Raw genomic sequence first — 20,633 nt, forward strand, 5'->3', positions numbered from 1 at the left:
GTCCCACCTACATTGACACAGGTGTGACGGCCGGGGCAGTTTTTTGCATTGCTGGCGAATCAGCGATTGCCTCACGCCGAGTACCTCTTGGACAACTCCCAGTGCTTTCGAGACTGATATCGTTGCTGCGCCGCATTCCTGCGGTGAAATGGGCGTTCACGAAGCTTCGGCCCTCGCCGCATGGCGGCAGCATCGACGAAGCTGCGCGCGCCGCGGACGACTCGTCAGCCATCGTCGCCGATATCGCGGAAGCCGCTCCGGCTCTCGACGGCAACATCAGCACCGACCCATTGCACCGCGACATCGAGGTCGCGACTCCGGTCGCAGAGCACGACACCGCCATTTCTGTCGTGGCGGAAAGCCCGTCGGCCGCGTGCGCTAACATCAGCATCAGCGAGGATCCATCCCCTGACATGCCGGTCATAGCCGAACCGGTCGCCGTCGCAGAGGTTCCGGTCTCATCGGTTGAGGTCGAGACCGAGCCTGCCGCTCCCGAGCCCGCGGTTGCGGAGGAAACGCCGGTCACCCCGGTTGATATCGAGATCGCTCCGGTCGATGCTCCCGTTCTCGTGGTCAACGACGATCCGTCCACTGTCGTCGTTCTGGATGTCGAACCGGCCGTCGCGGACGATTCCTTCGTTGCGCTTGCCGAGAGCAACGTCTCAACGGACCAGGTCTCCGAGAGCGGCATCGACAGCGCTCCGTCTCCCAGCGTCACGATGGAAATCGAGCCGGTTCCCGATCCTGCCCCGGTCGCCGTGATCGTCGTAGAGGGGCCTTGCGCCGACACACCGAACGTCGTCACGCCTATCGAACCGGAGCCGGTCCTTACGGCTCCCGCGTCGGAAGTCCCCAGTGCGCCGAAGCCTCGCGCAAAGGCCGCCGAGCCCCCCGACCGGGCCGCGCTGATCCGGCAGCGCTGGGCGGAGACCGGGATCAGGATGTGGAATCCGCGGCTTCACGGTGCCGGCGATGCCACGCTGAACATCCAGGGGCGCGTCGAGCTGCTGCCGCCCGCACCCGGCGAGACCATGCCGCGCTACGACAAGCTGGAATTCAGGATGCTGGGCGGACAGATCGTCTGCGAGGGCGTGATCGTCGAAGCGCCTGCACCGGCGGGCCATCGCAGCTTTACGCGACTTGCCGAACCGCGGAACCAGGACCGGGTTCGCGAGCCGGAGCGGGAACGCCAGGCCGCGCTCGCCTGACCCTTTCCCCTGCGACCACGCTCGCCATATGCTAGGCTGATGTCCCGACACGGGAGGTTGCATATGCGCACAGGATCGTTGCCACTCGTCGTGATCGCCGCCCTCTGCGTCTCGCAAGGCGTCTTTGCGGCGTCCGGCAAACGGCCGCGTCACGCGCCCGCAGCAGCACCCACCACCGATCCGTCCGCACCCTACAAGGCCGACCGGATCTCCTCCTCACGCGGCGAGACGATCCTCGACACGCCCGGCCAGACAACCGTGCTGACCCGCCAGACGCTCGACGACATGAACGCGAGAAGCCTCCGCGACGCCATGCGCTCCACCGCCGGCGTGACGATCGGGCGTTAGGGGATCGGATAGCCTTTCCAGACCCACTCCAGTGCGGCCGGCAGCGTTTGCGCGATTGTAGGACGATCGACGTGCTTGGCGTTGCGCACGAACAGGAACTGGTAGTGGTAGCCCTTTTCCGCCAGCACCTTGGCCATCAGCGCGTTCGACAGGGTCCAGTCGTGCATGCCGTCAGGAATGGTGGGATTTGGATAGAACAGATCCTGGTCGCCGCCGAAGAACCAGAAGCGGATCGGCTTCGTCGGCGCGGCGACGATCAGCGGCACGCCGGGCGGATCGGCCGGCGTCAGCACGCCGGCCTTCGAGATGAGATTGGGACCGGCCGGCCCCGTCCACGCGCTGTGATATTCCCAGGCACCGCCGCGCAGCGACGGATCGTGCGGCCATTGCTGGTTGACCATCGTCGGCGAGAAAGCCAGCACGCGGTGATAGAGATCGGGATAGAACCACGCCATGGTGAAGGCGGCGGCCCCGCTCGAGCTCAGCCCCATGGTCGCGCGCCCGTCAGGATTTCCGGTCAGCTTGACGTCGGCGTTCTTCTCGACGACCGGCAGCACCTCGTGCTCGACGAACTGCGCATAGGCCCCTGACACCGTGTCATATTCGCGGCCGCGCTGGCTGCCTTGCGCGTCCTGGCCGCCATTGCCGATCTGGATCGCGATCATCGGCGGCACGCGCCGCTGCGCGATCAGATTGTCGAGCGTGGTGGCGAGGTCCTTGTAGGCATTGGAGCCGCCGTCGCCGACCACGATGAACGGCGCCTCGGTGCCGCGCACATATTGCGCCGGCACGTAGACGTCGATCGTTCGCGACCAGATGCCGGGATGGCTGGTGGTGACGATCATGTGCGACTTGTCGTCCGGTGCGGTCACGGTCGTCATGATCGAGGAATTGGTGCAGCCGGCGACGTCGTCGCGGATCAGGCCGGGATTGTAGATCGTGCTGTCTTTCGACGAGAGCGTGAAGGACTTCGTCGTGCCGCGCGGCACGCCCTCCTTCACAATCGTCTCCGGCGCGGGATTGTGGGTGGGCCCGATGATGAAATTGCCCTCGGCGCCGGGCGGCGGAAGCGTTCCATCGGGCAACTCCGTCGCGCGCGGATAGTTGGCGCTCGCTGGATCGCGCGCCGGCGGCGCCGTCTTGAAGTCGAGACCCGTCGTGTCGATGAAGAACGGTGCTGCCTTGTCGGTGGTGTTGGCGCCGGGCGGCACGGCCATGTTCTGAGTGACGCAGGCCGGCTGCGACAGCGCAATCGAAGTCGAGGAGACAACGGAAATAAGCGCCCCCGCAAGGACGGACAATGAATTGGTCATGTCAGCTCCCGGTAACGACAAGTCTTCGTGGCTCGTCTTGACGCAAAGTATGGCGGACCACTCGCATGCGGTCAAACGACGGTCGTCCGCTTTGTAGCCATAGCCGCCATGCTCAAAACGGGACAGGGGCCGTTATTCCGCGCATGGCGCCAAATTTTGAAGGCACCAAGCCGTTGCTGCCGCACCTTGCTCAACGTAGTTTGCGCACCGATCGAGACGGACGAAAACCGCGCCCGATCAAACGACAAGAACAATCTGGGAGGCAAATCATGAAGAAGCTCGCGGCCGCGCTGTGCGCGCTGGCACTGTTCGCAACGGGCGCGCAGGCGCAGACCATCAAGGATTTCCTGGCAACGGTCATGCAGAAATGGACGGCGCCGTTCGAGCCGTTCCAGCTGATCGGCAACATCTATTATGTCGGGACCGAAGGCATCGCCGTCTATGTCATCAAGACCTCGCAGGGCCTGATCCTGATGGACACCGCGATGCCCCAGTCGACCGGCATGATCAAGGACAACATCGCGAAGCTCGGCTTCAAGGTCGCCAATATCAAGATCATCCTCAACTCGCACGCCCATCTCGACCACACCGGCGGCTTTGCCGAGATCAGGAAAGAAACCGGCGCGCAGCTCATCGCCGGCGAACGCGACAAGCCGCTGCTCGAAGGCGGCTACTATCCGGGCGACGAAAAGAACGAGGACCTTGCCTTCCCCGCTGTGAAGGTCGATCGCACCGTGAAGGAAGGCGACAAGGTCACGCTCGGCGACACCACGTTGACGGCACATGCAACGCCCGGTCATTCGCCGGGCTGCACGAGCTGGGAAATGAGCGTCAAGGACGGCAATCAGGATCGCGAGGTGCTGTTCTTCTGCAGCGGCACGGTGGCGCTGAACCGGCTGGTCGGCCAACCGACCTATCCCGGCATCGTCGACGATTACCGCGCGACCTACACCAAAGTGAAGGCGATGAAGATCGACGTGCTGCTCGGGCCGCATCCGGAAGTCTATGGCATGCAGGCCAAGCGCGCGGAGATGAAGGACGGCGCACCGAACCCGTTCGTCAAGCCGGGTGAGCTTGCGACCTATGCAACCAGCCTGTCGGAGGATTTCGACAAGCAGCTCGCCAAGCAGACGGCGGCGCTGGAGAAGAAATAGCGGCCGTAGTGTCTCTTCACCTCTCCCGCCGCGGGGAGAGGTGAAGCACATGCGCCGGCTGCCCCGCGGCAATACGCAGCGCCGCGCCGTCGCCGATCTGCATGGTTAGCAGGTGGTAGCTATGGTGATTTCGGACAGCTCGGGCCCGAGACGCATGCATCCGCCACGAAATATCCTTAACGGGGTCTCACCAGCGCACGTGGCCGGAAAATTTCGCGGCAGCGTACAACCGGCGCGGGCTTCTTGAGCATCCCCCACCTAACGCGACCTTTACCCCCACTGTGCAAGATCGTCGCTGTTTTGAAGGGATTCGGGGCTCGTATTGCAATGCCTGTCGCCAGTTTGAAATCTCATCTCGCCGCCGCGATGGCTCTGTTTCGCGTCCCCGCAGACAACCCGGACCTGACGCGCGCACAGTTCGCCGCCTTCTCCAAGCAGGTCCCGTTGCTCTACTTCCTCCTCATGAGCAACTCGATCGCGGTCGCCTACACCTATGTCAACGTGGCGCCGGACTGGCTGACGATGATCGTGCCGAGCGTGCTGACCGTGCTCGCCGCGCTTCGCACCTTCTGGTGGCTGCGCCAGCGCCATCTCGTGCGCAGCGATGCCGACATCCTGCGCAATCTGCGCGCCACCAACTGGATGACATTGCCGATCGGCGCCGGCTTCACGGCGTGGTCTTTCGCGCTCTATCCCTACGGCGACCCCTTCGCCAAGAGCCAGGTCGCCTTCTACATGGCCGTGACCGTGATCGGCTGCATCTTCTCGCTGATGCATTTGCGTTCGGCGGCGCTGATCGTGACGCTGGTCGTCGACGTGCCCTATGTGCTGTTCTTCTTCGCGACGGGCGAGCCGACGCTGAAGGCGATCGCGGTCAACAACCTTCTCGTCTCCGGCGCGATGGTGACGGTGCTGTTCATCTACTACCGCGACTTCGCCGATCTCGTCGCCAACCGCAAGTCGCTGCTGGCGCAGCAGGCCGCAACGCAGGCGCTCTCGGACGAGAACTTCCGCCTCGCCAATCTCGATTCCCTCACGGAGCTGCCGAACCGCCGCCGCTTCTTCGCCGAGCTGTCGAGCGCCTTCACCGACGCCGAGCGGAGGAATATTCGCGTCGCGGTGGGGATCATCGACCTCGACGGCTTCAAGCCGATCAACGACAATTACGGCCATTCGGTCGGCGATCGCGTCCTGATCGAAGCCGGTCGCCGCATCCGCGAAGTTTGCGAAGGCTTTGGCCCGCAGCGCGTGGAATTTGCCCGGCTTGGCGGCGACGAGTTCGGTCTCGTCGTATGCGGCGATCCCGACGACACGGACCTGGCACGGCTCGGCGAACGCATCGGCGACCAGGTCAAGCTGCCATACCAGCTCGACACCGCCCATACCGGCCTGTCCTGCTCGATCGGCTTTGCGCTATTTCCGGATTCCTCGACGACGTCGGAAGCGCTCTATGAATGCGCGGACTACTCGCTCTATCACGCCAAGCGCCATCTGCGCGGCCGTACCGTGATCTTCTCGAGCGAGCTCGAGGCCGAGATCCGCAGCCGCGGCGTCATCGAGAATCTCTTGCGCACCTCCGATTTCGGCGCCGAGATGGGGCTGGTGTTCCAGCCGATCGTGGACGCCATGAGCGAGCACACCGCGGGCTTCGAGACGCTGGCGCGCTGGAACAGCCCCCGCCTCGGCTGGGTCTCCGGCCGACTTCATTCCGGCCGCCGAGCGCATCGGCCTGATCCGGCCGCTGACCCAGGCGCTGCTCGCGCGCGCGCTCGCCACCGCCACGACCTGGCCCGATCAAATCCGCCTGTCGTTCAACCTCTCCGCCCACGACGTCTGCGCGGCCGAGGGCATCCTGCCGCTGATCTCGATCATCGAGAAGAGCGGGTTGCCGCCGCACCGGATCGATTTCGAGATCACCGAAACTGCCGTCACCTTCGACTTCGCGCGCGCGCAGCAGTCGATCGCGACGCTGAAAGCGATGGGCTGCGGCATCTCGCTGGACGATTTCGGCACCGGTTATTCCTCGCTGAGCCACGTGCACCGGCTGCCGCTCGACAAGATCAAGGTCGACCGCAGCTTCGTCGCCGACATCAACGAAAATCCGGTGAGCCACAAGATCATCAAGTCTCTCGCCGGCCTGTGCGACGACATGGAGATCGCCTGCGTCGCCGAGGGTGTCGAAACCCGCGCCCAGCTCGACAGCCTGCGCCGCCTGGGATGCGACTTCATCCAGGGCTACTACTTCGCAAAGCCGATGCCGGCCGATGCGATCGGCGATTATCTGGCGGCGGAGCGGCTACGCCTCGAAGGCAGTGCGGCCAGGGTCGTGGCCTGAGGCGCGCTTACTTCCCAAGGCTCGGCAGGTCGAGCCCCTTCTCGCGCGCACAGTCGATCGCGATGTCGTAGCCAGCATCCGCATGGCGCATGACGCCGCTGGCGGGATCGTTCCAGAGCACGCGCTCGATCCGCTTGGCCGCTTCCGGCGTGCCGTCGGCGACGATCACCATGCCGGCGTGCTGGGAATAGCCGATGCCGACGCCGCCGCCATGGTGCAGCGAGACCCAGGTCGCGCCGCTGGCGCAATTGAGCAGCGCGTTGAGCAGGGGCCAGTCGGACACCGCATCCGAACCGTCCTTCATCGCCTCGGTTTCGCGGTTGGGGCTTGCCACCGAGCCGCTGTCGAGATGATCGCGGCCGATCACGATCGGCGCTTTCAATTCACCGCGCGCCACCATCTCATTGAAGGCAAGGCCCAGGCGATGGCGATCACCGAGCCCGACCCAGCAGATCCGCGCCGGCAGCCCCTGAAACTTAATGCGCTCCCTGGCCATGTCGAGCCAGTTATGCAGATGCTTGTCGTCGGGCATCAGCTCCTTGACCTTGGCGTCGGTCCTGAAAATGTCCTCGGGATCGCCCGACAGCGCGGCCCAGCGGAACGGCCCGACACCGCGGCAGAACAGCGGGCGGATATAGGCGGGCACGAAGCCGGGGAAATCGAAGGCGTTCTTCAGGCCCATGTCCTGCGCCATCTGGCGGATGTTGTTGCCGTAGTCGAGCGTCGGAATGCCCTGCGCATGGAAATCCAGCATGGCCTGGACGTGTTCGACCATCGAGGTTTTTGAGGCGCGCTCCACGGCCTTCGGGTCAGACGCGCGCTTGGTGTCCCAATCGGCCAGCGACCAACCCTTCGGCAAGTAACCGTTGATCGGATCATGCGCGCTGGTCTGGTCGGTGACGATGTCGGGCTTGACGCCGCGGCGCACCAGCTCCGGAAAGATCTCGGCGGCATTGCCGAGCAGGCCGACCGAGACCGCCTTCTTCGTCTGTGCTGCCTCGGCCATAATCGCGAGCGCCTCGTCGAGCGTCGCAGCCTGCCGATCGAGATAGCCGGTGCACAGCCGCATCTCGATGCGGCTCGGCTGGCATTCGACGGCGAGCATCGACGCTCCGGCCATGGTCGCGGCCAGCGGCTGCGCGCCGCCCATCCCGCCGAGACCAGCGGTCAGGATCCATTTGCCGGCGAGGCTGCCGCCGTAATGACGTCGGCCGACCTCGACGAAGGTCTCGTAAGTGCCCTGCACGATGCCCTGGCTGCCGATGTAGATCCAGGAGCCGGCCGTCATCTGGCCGTACATCATCAGGCCCAGGCGATCGAGCTCGTTGAAATGATCGAGCGTCGCCCAGTGCGGCACGATGTTGGAGTTCGCGATCAGCACGCGCGGCGCATCGGCATGGGTGCGGAACACGCCGACCGGCTTGCCGGACTGGACAAGCAGCGTCTGGTCGGCTTCCAGCTTGCGCAAAGCGTCGGTGATCCGGTCAAAACTCTCCCAGTCGCGCGCGGCGCGGCCGATGCCGCCATAGACCACGAGCTCGCTCGGACGCTCCGCGACATCGGGATCGAGATTGTTCATCAGCATGCGCAAGGGCGCTTCCGTCAGCCAGCTCTTGGCGCTGATGTCGCTGCCGCGGGGCGCGCGGATGGTGCGGTCGTTATCCAGTCGGCGGTTCATGTAGACCTCTTAGTCAAGTCTCGGAAACGGATCGGATGGAAACGCGGCGATCGCCGCCGCCGGCAGTGAGTCGGCTTCAATCAGCCCAGCCGCTTTGGCGAGATCGCCGGCCATGTAGCGATCGGCCCCAAGCGCGGGCACCTGCTCGCGAAGCATGGCAATGACGGCGACGAGCGGCGCGCTGGTCGCATGAGGCGCGCGCAGCGTGATGCCTTGCGCTGCGACCAGAAGCTCGATTCCCAAAATCGCGGCGAGATTGTCGGCCATGTCGGAGAGGCGCCGCGCAGCATGCGCAGCCATCGAGACGTGATCTTCCTGGTTAGCGCTGGTCGGTGTCGAGTCGATCGAGCAGGCCGAAGCGCGCTGCTTGTTCTCGGCGTAGAGCGCGGCCGCCGTCACCTCGGCGATCATGAAGCCGGAATTGACGCCGGGGTCGGGTGTCAGGAACGGCGGCAGGCCGAAATTGAGCGCGGGATCGACCAGTGTCGCGATGCGCCGCTCGCTGATCGCGCCGATCTCCGACAACGCCAGCGCAATCGCGTCGGCGGCAAAGGCGACCGGCTCGGCGTGGAAATTGCCGCCGGAGACGATCTCTCCGGTGTCGACCAGAACCAGTGGATTATCAGTGACGGCATTGGCCTCGACGATCAACGTGCGCGCGGCCTGCGTGATCAGGTCGAGCGCCGCGCCCGCGACCTGGGGCTGGCAGCGCAGGCAATAGGGATCCTGCACCCGCTCGTCGCCTTCGAGATGCGACAGGCGGATGTCGCTGCCTTCAAGCAGTGCGGTCAGGGTCGCGGCCGCGGCGATCTGCCCGGCATGGCCGCGCAGCGCCTGGATCTCGGGTCGGAACGGCGCCGTCGAGGCCATCGCCGCATCGACAGACAGCGCACCTGTCACGAGGGCGGCGCGCGCCAGGCCAAATGCGCGCAGCACGGCGGAAATGGCATAGGCGGTGGAGAACTGCGTGCCGTTGATCAGCGCGAGCCCTTCCTTGGGGCCGAGCGTCAGCGGCGCGAGGCCAGTGGCGGCGAGCGCCTCACTGCCGGACACGGTCTTGCCCTCGACGATCGCCTGTCCTTCGCCGATCATCACCGCGGTCATATGCGCGAGCGGCGCGAGATCACCGGAAGCGCCGACCGAGCCCTGCTGCGGCACCAGCGGATAGACGCCCCGCGTCAGCATGTCCTGCAACTGCTCGATCACCTCGCGGCGCACGCCGGAGGCGCCACGCCCGAGCGAGACGATCTTCAGCGCCATCATCAAACGGACGATCGGCGCGGGCGTCGCCGGGCCGACGCCGCAGCAATGCGAGACGATGAGATTGCGCTGGAGCAGCGCGGTCTGGTCCGGCGGAATACGCTTTGACGCGAGCTTTCCGAAGCCGGTGTTGATGCCGTAGACGGGGGTGTCAGCTCGCGCGGCCTTCGCGACGATCTCCGCCGCCGCATCGACGCGCGGCCAGAACGAGGGATCGAGCACGACCGATTGCCCGGCGAGCACGCGCGCGAGATCGTCGAGGCTGACCGTTCCCGGTTTGACGACGATAGCTGCGCCCTGCTCCGTCACTGTCCCCTCCATACCCGCCGGTGCAGCGGATTGAAGCCGATGCGATAGACCAGTTCGGCCGGCCGCTCGATGTCCCAGATCGAGAGGTCGCACCATTTCCCGGCCTCCAGCGTGCCGGTCTCATGGAGCACACCGAGTGCACGCGCGCCTTCGCGGGTGACGCCGGCGAGGCATTCGACGACATTCATCCGGAACAGCGTCGCGCCCATATTCATCGCGAGCAGAAGCGAGGTCAGCGGCGAGCTGCCGGGATTGCAATCGGTGGCGAGCGCCATGGGAACGCCGTGCTTGCGGAACGTCTCGACCGGCGGCTTCTGCGTCTCGCGGATGAAATAGAACGCGCCCGGCAGCAGCACGGCGACCGTTCCGGCCTTCGCCATCGCGGCGGCGCCGGCTTCATCAGTATGTTCGAGGTGATCGGCGGAGAGCGCGGAGAATTTTGCGGCGAGCGCAGCACCGCCGAGGTTCGAGAGCTGATCCGCATGAAGTTTTACGGGCAGTCCGAGTGCCCTCGCCGTCTCGAATACGCGCGCCGTCTGCTCGGCCGAGAACGCGATGCCCTCCATGAAGGCATCGACGGCATCGGCAAGGCCGGCCTTTGTCACCGCGGGCAGCATCTCCTTGCAGACGAGATCGATGTAGCGATCCTTGTCACCATCGGCTTCAACCGGCAGCGCATGCGCGCCGAGGAAGGACGTGCGGATCGCCACCGGCCGCCGACGACCGAGGCTGCGCGCGGCGGCGAGCTGGCGCATCTCGGTCTCGGTATCGAGGCCGTAGCCGGACTTGATCTCGACCGTGGTCGCGCCCTCGCCGATCAGCGCATCGAGTCGCGGCAGCGCGCTGGCGACGAGCTCGGCCTCGTTGGCCTTGCGCGTCGCGGCGACCGTCGAGACGATGCCGCCGCCGGCACGCGCGATTTCTTCGTAGCTTGCGCCCTTCAAACGCAGCTCGAATTCATGGGCACGATTGCCGCCATAGACGAGATGGGTGTGACAGTCGACGAGGCCCGGCGTGATCCAGCGCCCCTCGCAATCAATCCGCTTGATCGCGTCCGCATCAACAGGAAAATCCGCCGCCGCCCCCGCGTAGACGATGTGGCCGCCGCGCGCTGCGATCAGGCCATGCTCGATCTCGCCGAGATCGGGGCGGTCGGCCCGCATCGTGGCGAGCCGGACATTGTGCCAGATTCGATCGAAGCGCTCTGCCATGCAACGGTCCCTTCGCGAAGTCCCTGCGCCCTGGGATGCTTGACTTATATGTCTAGACATATAATCGTAAGGCGGTTCTGTCCAGCCGGCGTGTCATCATGTCCCGACTGCATTTTGCCTCCGCGCTCCTGCCCTCGGGCTGGGCCAATGACGTGCAGGTGGTGATCACCTCCGGCGCGATCGCCGAGGTGACGCCGGACGTAGCGCCGGCCGCAGGCGACGAGCGCCGCGGAATCGCACTTCCGGGATTGGCGAGCCTGCACAGTCACGCTTTCCAGCGCGGCATGGCGGGGCTTGCCGAACTGCGCGGCGACTCGACCGATACGTTCTGGACCTGGCGCGAGACGATGTACCGCTTCGCGCTGGCGATGACGCCGGATGACGTGACCGCCGTCGCAACGCAGCTGTATGTCGAGATGCTGGAGCAGGGTTTTACCCGCGTCGGCGAATTCCATTATCTGCACCACGATCGCGACGGTTCGCACTATGTCGACCCCGGTGAAATGGCTGCGCGCATTGCGCAGGCTGCCGAAGCCTCAGGCATCGCGTTGACGCTGCTGCCGAGTTTTTATGCGCATGGCTCCTTCGGCGGCGCAGCGCCGCATGACGGTCAGCGCCGCTTCATCTGCACGGTCGATCAATTCGCCGCGCTGATGGCGGCGTCGCGCAAGGCCATCGGACACTTGCCGGACGCCAATATCGGCATCGCGCCGCACAGCCTGCGCGCGGTGACGCCGGACGAGCTTGCGGCGATCATTCCGCTCGCGGATGGCGGGCCGGTGCACATTCATGCCGCCGAGCAGGTGAAGGAAGTCGAGGATTGCCTGGCCTGGTCGGGACGGCGTCCGGTGCAATGGCTGCTGGAGCACGCGCCCGTCGATCGGCGCTGGTGCCTGATCCACGCGACCCACATGACGGATGAGGAAATCAGCGCATTCGCCGCCACCGGCGCGGTGGCAGGCCTCTGTCCCATCACCGAAGCGAGCCTCGGCGACGGCATCTTCCCGGCGCGCGAATTTCTCGCGGCCGGCGGCGCGTTCGGTGTGGGCACCGATTCCAACGTGCTGGTCGGCGTCACCGACGAATTGCGCCAACTCGAATACGGCCAGCGGCTCAAGCATCGCCAGCGTAATGTCCTCTCCGGCGGCGCCGGCCGCTCGACGGGACGCACACTGTTCGACGAGGCTCTTGCGGGCGGCTCGCGAGCGCTGGCACAAGCGACCGTCGGTCTCGTGCCCGGCGCGCGCGCCGACATCGTCACGCTCGACGCCGCGCATCCGTCGCTGGCCGGGCGCTCCCACGACGCACTCATCGACGGCTGGATCTTCGCGGCAGGCAGCGGTGCGATTGATTGCGTGTGGGCTGGCGGCCACAAGGTCGTCGAGGGCGGCCGGCACAGGCTGCGCGAGACGGCCCGCCAGCGCTTCAACGCAGCGGTACAGAGGCTCATCGCATGAGCCTCGTCACCGACGCTGCCGACAAGCCCACGCTTTACAAGCGCATCCGCGCCGACATCGAGAAGCGCATCCTGACCGGCGAATGGCCGCCCGGGCACCGCATCCCGTTCGAGCACGAGCTGGTCGCGCGCTATGGTTGCTCGCGCATGACGGTGAACAAGGCACTGTCGGAACTCGCACAGGCCGATTTGATCGAGCGGCGGCGGCGCGCCGGCTCCTTCGTGCGCCGGCCGCAGCACCAGTCGGCGGTGCTCAAGATCGCCGACATCCGCGCCGAGATCACCGCGCTCGGGCGCGCTTACGGCTACGAGCTGATCGGCCGCAAATTGCGGGCGGCCACCGCCGCCGACCGCGAGCGTCTTGGCGTCAAGAAAGCCGGCAAGGTGGTCGCGATCAGTTGCCGCCACAGCGCCGACAACGTACCGTTCGCGGTCGAGGATCGGTTGATCGATCTTGCCTCCGTGCCGGATGCGGCGGCTGCGGATTTCGCGCGTGAGCCGCCAGGCTCGTGGCTGCTTCATCATGTCCCGTGGACAGAGGCCGAGCACACGATCAGCGCCATCGTTGCGGACGATCGCACGGCGGAAGCGCTCGACATCAGCGTCGGCGCGCCCTGCCTCGTGATCGACCGCTATACCTGGCGGAGCGCGCGCACGATCACCGCAGTGCGCCTGCTCTATCCCGGTGACTCTCACCGCCTTGTCGCCCGATTCAAGGGAGGCTGAGAGAAGAATGTCGGCACAAATCGTGCAACGCTTCGGGCAACGGTCCATAGGGGCCGACAGAGATCAACAGGACGTCAATCCATCGATCGGCAAGAGGACGACAATCATGCGTAGTTCGACAATTTTTGCGACAATCATTGCGCTTACGGCCGCCACGCCCGTGCTCGCCGACGACGTCAAGGTCGGCGTCGGCATTTCCGGCTGGACCGGCTTCGCGCCGCTGACGCTGGCGAAGGAGGCCGGCATCTTCAAGAAGAACGGCCTCGACGTCACCATCAAGAAGATCCCGCAGAAGGACCGCCACCTCGCGATCGCGTCCGGCGACGTCCAGTGCGCGGCGACGACCGTCGAGACCTGGATCTCCTGGAACGCCAACGGCGTTGCGACCAAGCAGATCTTCCAGCTCGACAAGAGCTACGGCGCCGACGGCATGGCCGTGCGCAACGACGTCACGTCGATCAAGGAGCTGAAGGGCAAGACCGTCGCGGCTTCCGCTCCCGGCACCTCGCCCTATTTCGCGCTGGCCTGGATGCTGAAGAAGAACGGCCTCACGGTGAAGGACGTCACCGTCGTGAACCTGGAGCCGGCCGCGGCCGCGCAGGCGTTCGTCTCCGGCCAAAACGATGCTGCAATGACCTATGAGCCGTATCTGTCGACGGTTCGCGCCGCGCCTGACAAGGGCAAGATCATCGCGACCACGCTCGACTACCCCATGGTCATGGACACGTTCGGCTGCACGCCGAAATTCCTGACGGAGAACCCCAAGGCCGCGAAGGCGCTCGCCGACAGCTATTTCGAGGCGCTCGACATGATCGCCAAGGACCAGGCCAAGGCCTACGAGATCATGGGCGCCGACGTGAAGCAGAGCGGCGAGCAGTTCGGCAACTCGGCGAAATATCTGCGCTGGCAGGACAAGGCTGCGAACCAGAAGTTCTTCGCGGGCGACTTCCTGACCTTCAACAAGGAGGCCGCCGACCTCCTGCTCGAGATCGGCATCATCAAGGCTGCGCCGAAGGTCGAAGACCTCTTCGACGCCAGCTACATCAAGTAAGTCCCCCAGGAGCCGCCGGCCCCGTCTCGCGGCGGGGCCGGCAAACTCGTTCATCGCCCGGATAGATCGTTGATGCGTCCTCTTGATCCCGTGACGTCGAAGCAGCGCGTGGCTTACGGCCTAGCGTTCTTCGTGGTGTTCGTTGCCCTCTGGTCGTGGGCGACGTTTGGCGGCCATGTGTCGAAAACCTTCCTCGCCAACCCGCTGACCATGGTGCAGGAAGGCTATGACCTGCTGGCCAAGCAGGGGTTCGTCTACGACATCGGCATGACGATCTGGCGCGTCGTCGGCGGCTTCGCGCTCGCCGCCGTCATCGCGGTGCCGCTCGGCGTTCTCATGGGTGCGTACAAGCCGGTCGAAGCCTTCCTCGAGCCGTTCGTGTCCTTTGCGCGCTATCTTCCCGCCTCCGCGTTCATTCCGCTGTTGATCCTGTGGGCCGGCATCGGCGAATTGCAGAAGCTGCTCGTCATCTTCATCGGCTCGGTGTTCCAGGTCATCCTGATGGTCGCCGTGACCGTCGGCGCGACGCGCCGCGACCTGGTCGAGGCCGCCTATACGCTCGGGGCCAGCGACCGCGGCGTCATCCGGCGCGTGCTGTTGCCGTCCTCCGCGCCCGAGATCGCGGAGATCCTGCGGCTGGTGCTGGGCTGGGCCTGGACCTACGTCATCGTCGCCGAGCTGATCGGCTCGTCCTCGGGCATCGGCCACATGATCACCGACAGCCAGGCTCTGCTCAACACCGGCCAGATCATCTTCGGCATCATCGTGATCGGGCTGATCGGTCTGCTCTCGGACTTCATGTTCAAGGCGTTCAACGCCTGGCTGTTTCCGTGGAGGCTGGCATGACGACGCTAAAGATCGAACAGGTCTCGCGCACCTTCCCCGCGCGCCACGGCAACGCGCCGACCAGGGCGCTGGAGCCGACCGATCTCACCATCGGCAATAACGACTTCGTCACCATCCTCGGCCCCTCCGGCTGCGGCAAGTCCACGCTGCTGCGCATCGTCGCCGGCCTCGATCGTCCGACCGGCGGGCGCGTCACGCTCGACGGGCGCGAGGTCACAGGCCCGGGCGCCGACCGCGGCATGGTGTTCCAATCCTACACGCTGTTTCCATGGCTGACCGTGCGCGAGAACATCGCATTCGGCCTGCGCGAACGCGGCGTGTCCGAGGCGGAGCGCCACAAGATCGCCGATACCCTCATCCGTCAGGTCGGACTTGCCGGCTTCGAGAACCATTGGCCCAAGCAGCTGTCCGGCGGCATGCAACAGCGCACCGCAATCGCCCGCGCGCTCGCCAATGATCCGAAGATTCTTTTGCTCGACGAACCCTTCGGCGCGCTCGACAACCAGACCCGCGCGCTGATGCAGGAGATGCTGCTCGGGATCTGGGAGCGCGACCAGAAGACCGTCCTGTTCGTCACCCACGACATCGAGGAAGCGATCTTCCTCGGCAGCCGCGTCATCGTGATGAGCGCGCGTCCCGGCCGGATCAAGGCCGAGATCAATGTGGACCTGCCGCATCCGCGCTCCTACAAGATCAAGACCACGCCCGAATTCGTCCAGCTCAAGGAACGGCTGGTCGAGGAAATCCGCACCGAGGCGCTGAAGGTTGCCGAACATGCCTGACACCCAGCCGCGCGCCGATGGGGAACGCGTTCTCGCCGACCTCAATGCACTTCGGGCTATCGGCACCTACAAGACCGGCGTGCACAAGCCGACCTTCTCCGAGCCGCACAAGCTTTCACTGGAGTGGCTGGTGCAGAAGCTGCCCGGGGCCGGCCTTTCGGCCGCGATCGACGGCATCGGTAACGTCTTCGGCACCAGCGCGAAGCCCGGGCCGAAGCTGCTGGCGGGCTCGCATCTGGAAAGCCAGAATTACGCCGGCTGGCTCGATGGCCCGCTCGGCGTCGTCTATGCGCTCGAAGCCGCCCGCGTGCTCAACGCCGATCCCTCCGTGAAAGGCGCGGTCGAGGTCGCCGCCTGGTGCGACGAGGAGGGGCACTTTGGTCATTTCCTCGGCTCGCGCTCTTACGTCGGCCAGGTGACCGAAGCCGACATCGACGCCGCACGCGACCGTACCAGCGGCCGCACCATGCGCGACGCCCTCGCCGATATGGGTCTCGCGGGACGCCCGCGCATCGCCGCCGAGCCGGGACGGCACGTCGGATATCTGGAGGCACATATCGAGCAGGGCGACACGCTCGAGAGCGGCAAGCTCGCGATCGGCGTCGTGACCTCCATTGTCGGCATCTGGCAATACCAGATCAATTTCACTGGCGAGCAGAACCACGCCGGCACCACCCGCATGGCGGCGCGGAAGGATGCCGGGCTGGCGCTGGCCAAATTCTGCGTCGCAATCGACGAGCGCTTCCCCGGCGTGTGCGGACCACGCACCGTCTGGACCACCGGCCGCATCACGCTCGATCCCGGCGCGCCAAGCATCATTCCCGGTGGCGCCGAGATGCTATTCCAGATCCGCGACGACAATCCTGCCGCCATCGCGCGGCTGGAGGATCTGCTGCGGACCATGGCTGATGAGGCCAGCGCGAAGGGCCCCTGCACCGTCGCCGTTACGAAGCTCCGCACCGGCGCGCCCGCCATGATGAATTCAGGCATTCAGGACGCAATCGAAGCTGCGAGCCAGGCCCTGGCTGACGGACGGTCGATCCGCATGCCGAGCGGCGCCGGCCACGATGCGCAGATGCTGGCGACCGTCATGCCCGCGGGCATGCTGTTCGTGCCGTCGATCGGCGGCATCAGCCACCACTGGACCGAGAATACCGCCGACGCCGACATCATCACCGGCGCACAGGTGTTCGTCGAGGCCTGCCGGCGGATTCTGGGCGGCTAGAACGACGTGCCGCCACCGAACCTGAACTCCTGGACGGTGTCGTATTTGCCCTTCGTGATCGGCACGGCATAGTCGAAGCGCAGCGGCCCGAACGGCGAGGCCCAGATCAGGCCGACGCCGACCGACGAGCGCACCGTGTTGCCGTCGTCATATTGCAGCCCGCAGGTCGGGCAGGCCTTGGTGTTGACTTCGCCGGTCGCCGTCCACGACGTCGGGCCCTGGTAGCCCCAGAGCGAGCCGGCATCGGCATAGACCGCGCCCTTCAGACCGACCTCCTTGGGCAGGAACCAGAACGGCATCTGCAGCTCCATCGAGGCGCCCCAGTATTTGGTGCCGCCGAGCGCATCGCCGCTCGAGCCCAGGCTCCAATAGGTGATGTCGCGCGGACCGATGCCGTTGGAGGCGAAGCCGCGCACGAGGTTCGGGCCCATCTGGAAGTGATCCAGCATGCGCAGATCCTGGTTGCCGAGCTTGCTGAGGAGACCGCCCTGGAGATGGATCACGCTGATGATCTCGGACACGAGCGGCGTGTAGTATTTGGCGTCCAGCGCGGTCTTCAGATAGGTGACGTCGCCGCCGACGCCGGCGAAATCCTGCTTGAAGTCGACCAGCAAACCGTCGGTCGGGTTCTTGGTGTTGTCGAGCGTGTTGTAGGTCAGCGTGTAGCCGAGCGCCGACGTCCAGGTCGCGCCGTTCGCCAGTTCCTTGCGCACCGGCAGGCTCGACTCGCCGTCGCCGTAGCAGCCATAGCCGTAAACTCCAGAACTCGTGGAATTGGTCGGGTCGGCGCCGCCCAGCACGTTCTGGATGTAGGCCGGCGTCGGGTTGAAGGCGAGCGAACTGTTCGCCGCGTTGTTGTTACAGTTGTTGTAGGCGCTCGCGAGCGAGATGCTCTGCTGATAGAGCGAATAGCGGAGCTGGAGCGAGAGGTCCTCCCGCAATGCGAGGCCGATGCGCGGCGAGAAGCCCAGCGTCGTTACGCCGTAGCTCGTATAGCTGTTCGATTTCTGCTGCTTCCAATAAGTGTCGAACCCGAGAGCCATCCGGTAGTCGAGCAGATAGGGCTCGACGAAGGACAACGATATGCCGCGCGAATACTGCCCGTAGGTGACGGACGCCTTGGCATAGAGTCCCTTGCCGAGCAAATTGCGCTCGGAGATCGAGACTTCTGCGAGCGCGCCGTCGCTGGTGGAATAGCCGCCCGAGATCGAGAAGTCGCCGGTCGATTTCTCTTCCATGTCGACGATCAGGATGACGCGGTCACTCGAGGAGCCCGGCTCGGCGACGATCTTGACGCTCTTGAAATAGTCGAGGTTCTTCAGCCGCCGTTCGGCACGGTCGACCAGCGCGCGGTTGTAGGCATCTCCTTCCGAGATGTCGAACTCGCGCCGGATCACGTAGTCGCGCGTCCGCGTGTTGCCGCGCAGGTTGATGCGTTCGACATAGGTCCGCGGGCCCTCGTCGACATTGAACACGACGGACACCGTGTGCGCCTCGAAATTGCGGTCGCCGCCCGGCCGCACCAGGGCGAACGCATAGCCGCGGCGCGAGGCCTCGATCTGCATCTCCTCGGTCGACTTCTCGAGCGATTCGACGTTGTAGAGGGCGCCGACATGGACGCGCGAAAGGCTGCGCAGCGACGCTGCGTCGAAATTGGGAATGCTGGAACGGAAATCGACCGAGCCGACGCGGTACTGCTGGCCTTCCTCGATCTTGAAAGTGACGAGAAAGCCCTTCTTCTCCGGATCATATTCGGTGAGCGCGGCCACGACCTGGACGTCGGCAAAGCCGTTCTTGAGATAGAAACGGCGGATCAGGTCGCGGTCGGCCTCGACGCGATCGGGATCATAGAGGTCGTTGTTGCCGAGAAAACTGAGCAGATTGCTCTCGTGCGTCTTGATCACGTCGCGCAGGCGCGAGGCCGAGAAGGCGCTGTTGCCGATGAACTCGACCGATTTGACGCCGGTCTTGACGCCTTCCTCGATCGTGAAGATGAGATCGACGCGGCTGCTCGGCTGCTCGATGATTTCAGGGGTGACGCGTACGTCGTAGCGGCCCGAGCGGCGGTAGATCTCGGCAATGCGCAGCGTGTCGGACTGCACCAGCGCCCGCGAGAAGGCCCCGCGTGGCTTGGACTGGATTTCCGCAGAAAGCTGCTCGTCCTTGATCTTCTTGTTGCCCTCGAACGCGATGCGGCCGATCACGGCATTTTCGACCACCGACACCACGATGCGGCCGCCGGCGCGGCTGATCTTCACGTCCTGAAACAGGCCGGTCCCGATCAGCGCCTTGAGGCCCTCGTCGATCGCGGGCTGATCGAGCCGCCCACCGGGACCGGGCCGGAAATAAGAGCGGACCGTCTCGGCCTCGACGCGGCGATTGCCTTCGACGACGATGGTCTCGGCAGCCTGCGCGGCCGCCGGCTGCGGCCATAGCGCAAAGGGAAGTGAACTTGCAATCGATACGCCGCTCACCACCGCAACGATCAGCCAGGCCCGCAAAAACGACATTCCACACCTCAAGAGAACCTCGCCTGCTCTGAAACGGGAACGCTGTGGCCGCGGTGTGGCTTGGAGATTGCCGCATTGTTTCTGCGCGTTGAATTTCATTCGGAGGGCCGATCGCGGCCGCAGCGCGGAGAGACAATTGCTGCGGCGATTGAGCAGCTCGCGGGCTCTTGGGTTCAGCAACATCGCGCAACAGGCGAATCCTTTACAGGCCCTTAAGCCGGTGCGAGAGGCGACCACATCAGGAACTCGCATGGGGCATTTGCCGATGAACGCGCTTGTCATGACCAGGACCGTGCTGGTCGCCCTCCTCGCCTCGACCCTCACCGCGCATGCCGCAACCACCGGTAAGCGCGATCGACAACAAACGACACAAAATGCCGTCTATGAATACGGCCCGCGCGGCCCGAACCATTCCTACCAATCAGGTCCGCACACGCGCATCTATGTGAGCAAGCGGTCGTGGCTGGATGGCGGGACCGAGGTGCTGCCCGGCGAGCGCAAGTTCACCGACTACGCCTTGCCGCCCGGCACCTCCTTCGCACGCGGCAACAACAACCGGCCGCTCGACCGCCAGCCCCTGAGCCCCGACTCGGATCTGGGCGGATTTGCGCAGCGAATTCCGATTTCGTGGTGAGAGGGCTCCGTCTCCACGCCGTCATTGCGAGGAGCCCTTGCGACGAAGCAATCCAGAATTCCACAACGAAGAGATTCTGGATTGCTTCGCTGCGCTCGCAATGACGGAGCATGAGGCGGCAGCACAATTCTCCGACGTGCTCTCGTAGGATGGGTAGAGCGCAGCGAAACCCATCAACGCTTTCGTCCTCGCGGATACATGATGGGCTTCGCAAGTGCTCTACCCATCCTACGACTTCCCAGACGCACCTTCGCAATCTCGCGGCGCATTTCGCCCGAGCTTTGCCTGGTCTCGCTACCCTCTTGAGCCAAGAGGGCGCAGGGAAGGCCGGGTGCTGACCTCGCACCCGCGGTCCGCTGCGCGAAGATGTAGCGCAGGAAACCGCACAGCAGCATACAGGTGGTGCCAATCACTCGGCCTTCCCTGCGCGATGGTTGGACGGCTTATGCCGTGCTCTCCCGGGGGCCGAACTTTCCCTCTGGCCTCCCTCGCCTTCGCGAATTGGATGATGCTGTCCGCCCGGTTGGGCTCGCACACACCTCCGCGAAAGCTTGACCCTAGCAACGACGGCCAGGACCACACGGTTT

General features: G+C 65.1%; 15 protein-coding genes and 1 pseudogene. 11 read left to right on the forward strand and 5 right to left on the reverse strand.

Going from position 1 to position 20,633, the window contains the following annotated elements:
• Nucleotides 1–122 precede the first annotated feature (122 nt).
• Together I3J27_RS27220 and I3J27_RS27225 are read left to right on the forward strand one after the other, a co-directional pair.
• Complete coding sequence (locus I3J27_RS27220) at nucleotides 123–1,208, forward strand: hypothetical protein (protein ID WP_270161967.1); 1,086 nt, start codon at nucleotides 123–125, stop codon at nucleotides 1,206–1,208.
• A 63-nt stretch (nucleotides 1,209–1,271) separates the two neighbouring features.
• Nucleotides 1,272–1,556: a TonB-dependent receptor plug domain-containing protein gene (locus tag I3J27_RS27225; protein WP_270161968.1), complete on the forward strand. Its 285-nt coding sequence runs from the start codon at nucleotides 1,272–1,274 to the stop codon at nucleotides 1,554–1,556.
• Here the strand turns inward: I3J27_RS27225 and I3J27_RS27230 are convergent.
• Nucleotides 1,553–2,869 carry an alpha/beta hydrolase gene (locus tag I3J27_RS27230; protein ID WP_270161969.1) on the reverse strand — a complete coding sequence of 439 codons (1,317 nt, stop codon included), beginning with the start codon at nucleotides 2,867–2,869 and terminating at the stop codon, nucleotides 1,553–1,555. The genes I3J27_RS27225 and I3J27_RS27230 overlap by 4 nt on opposite strands.
• Before the next feature lie 269 nt (nucleotides 2,870–3,138).
• Here I3J27_RS27230 and blaBJP point away from each other — a divergent pair, with 269 nt between their 5' ends.
• Nucleotides 3,139–4,023 carry a BJP family subclass B3 metallo-beta-lactamase gene (gene blaBJP / locus I3J27_RS27235; RefSeq protein ID WP_270161970.1) on the forward strand — a complete coding sequence of 295 codons (885 nt, stop codon included), beginning with the start codon at nucleotides 3,139–3,141 and terminating at the stop codon, nucleotides 4,021–4,023.
• A 327-nt stretch (nucleotides 4,024–4,350) separates the two neighbouring features.
• Nucleotides 4,351–6,358: pseudogene (locus I3J27_RS27240) on the forward strand (putative bifunctional diguanylate cyclase/phosphodiesterase).
• A gap of 7 nt (nucleotides 6,359–6,365) precedes the next feature.
• On the opposite strand, the gene hutU reads toward I3J27_RS27240, so the two are convergent.
• From hutU to hutI, 3 genes are read right to left on the reverse strand one after another with little or no spacing between them, the layout of a single operon-like run.
• Complete coding sequence (hutU, locus tag I3J27_RS27245) at nucleotides 6,366–8,036, reverse strand: urocanate hydratase (protein WP_270161971.1); 1,671 nt, start codon at nucleotides 8,034–8,036, stop codon at nucleotides 6,366–6,368.
• Nucleotides 8,037–8,045: 9 nt separating this feature from the next.
• Complete coding sequence (gene hutH, locus I3J27_RS27250; RefSeq protein WP_270161972.1) at nucleotides 8,046–9,605, reverse strand: histidine ammonia-lyase; 1,560 nt, start codon at nucleotides 9,603–9,605, stop codon at nucleotides 8,046–8,048.
• Nucleotides 9,602–10,816, reverse strand: a complete 1,215-nt coding sequence (hutI, locus tag I3J27_RS27255) for an imidazolonepropionase (protein ID WP_270161973.1) — start codon at nucleotides 10,814–10,816, stop codon at nucleotides 9,602–9,604. Before hutI ends, hutH begins: the two co-directional genes overlap by 4 nt.
• Before the next feature lie 98 nt (nucleotides 10,817–10,914).
• On the opposite strand from hutI, the gene I3J27_RS27260 reads away from it, so the two are divergent.
• From I3J27_RS27260 to I3J27_RS27285, 6 genes are all read left to right on the forward strand, one after another.
• Nucleotides 10,915–12,273: a formimidoylglutamate deiminase gene (locus I3J27_RS27260; RefSeq protein WP_270161974.1), complete on the forward strand. Its 1,359-nt coding sequence runs from the start codon at nucleotides 10,915–10,917 to the stop codon at nucleotides 12,271–12,273.
• On the forward strand, nucleotides 12,270–12,998 hold the full coding sequence (hutC, locus tag I3J27_RS27265) for a histidine utilization transcriptional repressor HutC (RefSeq protein ID WP_270161975.1): 729 nt from the start codon (nucleotides 12,270–12,272) through the stop codon (nucleotides 12,996–12,998). Before I3J27_RS27260 ends, hutC begins: the two co-directional genes overlap by 4 nt.
• A 106-nt stretch (nucleotides 12,999–13,104) precedes the next feature.
• Nucleotides 13,105–14,049: an ABC transporter substrate-binding protein gene (locus I3J27_RS27270; RefSeq protein ID WP_270161976.1), complete on the forward strand. Its 945-nt coding sequence runs from the start codon at nucleotides 13,105–13,107 to the stop codon at nucleotides 14,047–14,049.
• 72 nt (nucleotides 14,050–14,121) lie between these two features.
• The gene (locus tag I3J27_RS27275) at nucleotides 14,122–14,895 is read left to right on the forward strand and encodes an ABC transporter permease (RefSeq protein WP_270161977.1); all 774 of its coding nucleotides are present in this window, start codon (nucleotides 14,122–14,124) and stop codon (nucleotides 14,893–14,895) included.
• A complete protein-coding gene (locus I3J27_RS27280) occupies nucleotides 14,892–15,677 on the forward strand; it encodes an ABC transporter ATP-binding protein (RefSeq protein ID WP_270161978.1) in 786 nt (261 codons plus the stop codon). The genes I3J27_RS27275 and I3J27_RS27280 overlap by 4 nt, the downstream gene beginning before the upstream one ends.
• The gene (locus I3J27_RS27285; protein ID WP_270161979.1) at nucleotides 15,670–16,902 is read left to right on the forward strand and encodes a Zn-dependent hydrolase; all 1,233 of its coding nucleotides are present in this window, start codon (nucleotides 15,670–15,672) and stop codon (nucleotides 16,900–16,902) included. Before I3J27_RS27280 ends, I3J27_RS27285 begins: the two co-directional genes overlap by 8 nt.
• Here the strand turns inward: I3J27_RS27285 and bamA are convergent.
• Nucleotides 16,899–19,412, reverse strand: a complete 2,514-nt coding sequence (gene bamA / locus I3J27_RS27290; RefSeq protein ID WP_270161980.1) for an outer membrane protein assembly factor BamA — start codon at nucleotides 19,410–19,412, stop codon at nucleotides 16,899–16,901. The two genes, I3J27_RS27285 and bamA, sit on opposite strands and share 4 nt — an antisense overlap.
• A gap of 250 nt (nucleotides 19,413–19,662) precedes the next feature.
• Here bamA and I3J27_RS27295 point away from each other — a divergent pair, with 250 nt between their 5' ends.
• Nucleotides 19,663–20,046: a hypothetical protein gene (locus tag I3J27_RS27295; protein ID WP_270172897.1), complete on the forward strand. Its 384-nt coding sequence runs from the start codon at nucleotides 19,663–19,665 to the stop codon at nucleotides 20,044–20,046.
• The last annotated feature ends 587 nt before the right edge of the window (nucleotides 20,047–20,633 follow it).

The organism is Bradyrhizobium xenonodulans (assembly GCF_027594865.1).
Classification (GTDB): domain Bacteria; phylum Pseudomonadota; class Alphaproteobacteria; order Rhizobiales; family Xanthobacteraceae; genus Bradyrhizobium; species Bradyrhizobium xenonodulans.

Coding starts and splice junctions, on each gene's coding strand:
- I3J27_RS27225 (WP_270161968.1), top strand. CDS start 1,272: ATGCGCACAGGATCGTTGCCACTCGTCGTGATCGCCGCCCTCTGCGTC.
- blaBJP (WP_270161970.1), top strand. CDS start 3,139: ATGAAGAAGCTCGCGGCCGCGCTGTGCGCGCTGGCACTGTTCGCAACG.
- I3J27_RS27230 (WP_270161969.1), bottom strand. CDS start 2,869: ATGACCAATTCATTGTCCGTCCTTGCGGGGGCGCTTATTTCCGTTGTC.
- I3J27_RS27260 (WP_270161974.1), top strand. CDS start 10,915: ATGTCCCGACTGCATTTTGCCTCCGCGCTCCTGCCCTCGGGCTGGGCC.
- I3J27_RS27275 (WP_270161977.1), top strand. CDS start 14,122: ATGCGTCCTCTTGATCCCGTGACGTCGAAGCAGCGCGTGGCTTACGGC.
- hutC (WP_270161975.1), top strand. CDS start 12,270: ATGAGCCTCGTCACCGACGCTGCCGACAAGCCCACGCTTTACAAGCGC.
- I3J27_RS27280 (WP_270161978.1), top strand. CDS start 14,892: ATGACGACGCTAAAGATCGAACAGGTCTCGCGCACCTTCCCCGCGCGC.
- I3J27_RS27285 (WP_270161979.1), top strand. CDS start 15,670: ATGCCTGACACCCAGCCGCGCGCCGATGGGGAACGCGTTCTCGCCGAC.
- hutU (WP_270161971.1), bottom strand. CDS start 8,036: ATGAACCGCCGACTGGATAACGACCGCACCATCCGCGCGCCCCGCGGC.
- hutI (WP_270161973.1), bottom strand. CDS start 10,816: ATGGCAGAGCGCTTCGATCGAATCTGGCACAATGTCCGGCTCGCCACG.
- I3J27_RS27295 (WP_270172897.1), top strand. CDS start 19,663: ATGGGGCATTTGCCGATGAACGCGCTTGTCATGACCAGGACCGTGCTG.
- I3J27_RS27270 (WP_270161976.1), top strand. CDS start 13,105: ATGCGTAGTTCGACAATTTTTGCGACAATCATTGCGCTTACGGCCGCC.
- bamA (WP_270161980.1), bottom strand. CDS start 19,412: ATGTCGTTTTTGCGGGCCTGGCTGATCGTTGCGGTGGTGAGCGGCGTA.